The following is a 1433-nucleotide window of genomic DNA, read 5'->3' as shown; positions in this document are numbered from 1 at the left end:
AGTGAACTACCCGCCCTCAACTGGAGTACCAGTATGAGGGGGGCTTCCAAGTTCAAGGGCAACCGCCTCGACAGTAGTAGACTTACGCCCATACTGTTTTGGTCTTACATTGCCTCCCTTGGCAGTAACGCTGGTTCCCAACGTCAATAACCGTAAGCCTTCGTCTCTGATGTTGATAGCTGCGTTGATGTCTCGATCGTGTCGCTTCCCACAGTGGGGACAATCAAATTCACGCACCGATAAATCCATCTTAGGCAGCGACAGTAAAGTATTTGAACATAGATGTGATGATGGGAAAAATCGACCTACTTCTAGATAAACTTTGCCTTCTGCTTCTGCTTTATATTTAAGCATAGTGCAGAACATTCCCCATCCAGCATCACTGATGGACTTAGCCAAACAATGATTTTTCACCATGTTCTTTACTGCCAGATTCTCGACTACAATAACTTGGTTCTCGTTAACTATCTTACGGGATAGTTTGTGTCGGAAATCTTCACGGACTCTAGCTATTTTTGCCTGGACTTTGGCTACAGCTAGTTTAGCCTTACGTCGTCTGTTAGTAGTTTTATCCTTCTGGCGAGATAGCTTGCGCTGTTTACGTTTTAGGTTGCACTCGTGCTTTTTAAGATGTCGAGGGTTCTGGTATTTAGATCCATTCGAGGTAACAACAAAGTCAATCAAACCTAGATCGATACCAATGGCTTCTCCACCTTCATTTGTAGCTGGAACTTCAATACCATCATCCATCAATAGCGAGGCATAGTAACGACCATCAGGCATTCTAGATACCGTCACAGTCCTTAATGCACCAATACAATCGCGATGAATTTTAGCCTTGACCACTCCAAGATTACCAGGGAATTTAATCTCAACATTACTCAGAATTTTAACGTTCTGAGGGTACTGCATCGATTGTCTACCCTGACGTTTTTTAAAGGTAGGGTATTGCGCCCGACCATCAAAGAAATTGATGAAAGCTTGCGACAGATTCAGTACGGAGGATTGAAGGCATTGCGAATAGCATTCTTTCAGCCATTCATACTCAGTCTTCCAAACTGGGATCTGCTTCTTCATCGTGAAGGCGGATATGCCTTTGCCAGTCTCTTTGTAAGTCTGGGACATCATAGCCAGAGATTGATTCCAAACAAAGCGAACACAGCCAAAGGCTTGCGCCAAATGACTTTGTTGCTCGATGCTTGGATAAATTCTGACTTTGACCGCCTTCAACACAATGACTTTTATCGCAGTTAAGAGAACCATGATAACACAGTATCGACCAAGGGACAAGCAGGGAATTTGTTCGCCTTCTCATACACCCGTCCATCTCCCGCTGGCTACGCCTTTGCGTCTAGTGGACGGGTGCAATCGGCGGCTCACTCGTCTTTCATCCCACGCCAACCCGAAGCGGGTATGGACGTGGGGATTCCCGC

1 protein-coding gene is annotated in these 1433 nt (G+C 45.5%); it reads right to left on the bottom strand.

The window, feature by feature from the left end; genetic code table 11:
* Positions 1-6: 6 nt before the first annotated feature.
* The gene (locus NJ959_RS29490; RefSeq protein WP_254015319.1) at positions 7-1233 is read right to left on the bottom strand and encodes an RNA-guided endonuclease InsQ/TnpB family protein; all 1227 of its coding nucleotides are present in this window, start codon (positions 1231-1233) and stop codon (positions 7-9) included.
* Positions 1234-1433: the final 200 nt, after the last annotated feature.

The organism is Limnofasciculus baicalensis BBK-W-15 (assembly GCF_024178385.1).
GTDB classification, from domain to species: Bacteria; Cyanobacteriota; Cyanobacteriia; order Cyanobacteriales; family Coleofasciculaceae; genus Limnofasciculus; species Limnofasciculus baicalensis.
Note: the sequence above shows the minus strand (reverse complement) of the source record. Positions and strands in the feature narration are given on the sequence as shown.